The 1,919-nt window shown below is 61.4% G+C and carries 1 pseudogene; it reads left to right on the forward strand.

Annotated features, from left to right (window positions below):
* Window positions 1–95 precede the first annotated feature (95 nt).
* A pseudogene (locus tag ACFWSK_RS37740) lies at window positions 96–1,661 on the forward strand (RHS repeat-associated core domain-containing protein); the annotation flags it as partial.
* Between the last annotated feature and the right edge of the window lie 258 nt (window positions 1,662–1,919).

Here is a 1,919-nt window from a genome sequence, read left to right on the forward strand (position 1 = left end):
GATACGCGCGGACCTCCACCTCGGACTACTCCAACTCGCTTGCAGCATCATCTGTTTGAGGCGACTCCGAACCTCATTCTGAAACGATCAGTAAGGGCAACGCGGCCAAGCTTCAGCTGTTCCAGAACAGCGCCGGCGCGGTCGTCGCCGACGGTGTGAAGCTGGTCCGTGACAACTCCGGTGACATCGACGCCGAGAAGCGCACCTTCACCTACGGCTACGATATCAACGGCAACCTCACCTCGATCGACGACACCTCCTCCGGTGCCAAGGTTGACGCATACACGATCAGTTACACGGGACTGAACCAGGTCGCGAAGATCACCGAGGCGTTGGCGGGCCAGGAGAAGAAGTCCACCAGCCTGACCTACGACGTAAACGGTCATACAGACACGATCACTCACCCGGAGCAGTACTCCAAGTACACCTATGACTTGCGGGAACTGGTCAAGACGGTCTCGATCGGAAAGTCGTCCGCGGACAGCGCACCGAAGGTGACGTCTTACACCTATACCGACCGGCGCCTGAAGCAGAAGGAGACGAAGGCCAACGGCAACACGGTCGACTTCTCCTACTACCTCGACCGTTCGCTGAAATCCTCCTCGGAGAAGAAGCCGAACGGAACCCTGGTCTCATCTCACAGCTACGCCTACGACGCCAACGGCAACAAGGCGCAGGACGTGGCGAAGAAGATGAACGCCGATAACCACGCGGCGTACCTCGATTCCACCACCGATTACACCTACGACCCGGTCAACCGCCTCTCCAGATCGGCCAAGACGGGCAACGGCGCGGGCACCGAGACCTACGTCCACGACGACAACGCAAATGTCGTCAACCAGACGGTCAAGGGCGCCACCACCGCCTTCACCTACGACCGCAACCGTCTCCTGAAGGCATCGGTCTCAGGCACGACCGTCAACTACAACTACGACCCGTTCGGTCGCCAGGAGTCGGTCACCGCAGGCGGCCAGGTTATCGAGAGGAGCGTGTACGACGGCTTCGACCATGTCGTGGAGTCCGAGAAAATGGACGACACAGGTGCGCTGAAGTCCACCGCGTACAGCTTCGACCCGCTGGACCGGACCACTACCAAGACCACCGGCGGTAAGACCACCGAGTTCAACTACCTGGGTCTCTCCAAGGAGGTTCTTGACGAGAAGGTCGCCGGTGTGCTGACCAAGTCGTACCAGTACAGCCCCTGGGGCGAGCGGCTCTCACAGGTCAAGCACAACACGGACGGATCAACGGAGGATGGCTACTACGGCTACAACAGCCACACCGACGTCGAGACGCTCACCGACACCAACGGCGACACCAAGGCAACCTACGGGTACACCGCCTACGGCAAGGACGACAAGGACGAGTTCACCGGCATCGACAAGCCTGACGCCGCTGATCCCACCAAGGACGCATACAACCCCTACCGGTACAACTCCAAGCGGTGGGACGCCCAGGCCGGCACGTACGACATGGGCTTCCGGGACTACAACCCGGGCCTGAACCGCTTCACCAGCCGGGACATGTACAACGGTGCCCTTGCCGACATGAACCTCGGTGCGGATCCCTTCACCGGGAACCGGTACGCGTTCACCGGCGGTAACCCGACCAGTATGGTCGAGCTCGACGGGCACAGGATCGACGACGGCAGTGGCGGCGGGGCGTGCAGTCTTTGTTCTCGGGAGAGCACCTTCCTGTACAGCCCGTTCGACTTCTGCGGCGCGTGCCACTTCGGGGTCTACAACTCGGCCCACGACACAGCGACCCTTCTGGTGGCCGGCTGGCTGAGGTCGACGCAGCCCGAGGGCGGCGGCGAGGTGACAATGAGCCTTTTCCAACCTGACGGGTGGTTGGGCTGGCAGCCCCGGCGGCGGGCATGAAGAAAGCTCCTGGTAGACGGGTTCACGACCAAGATCACC

The organism is Streptomyces sp. NPDC058620 (assembly GCF_042717135.1).
Lineage (GTDB): Bacteria > Actinomycetota > Actinomycetes > Streptomycetales > Streptomycetaceae > Streptomyces.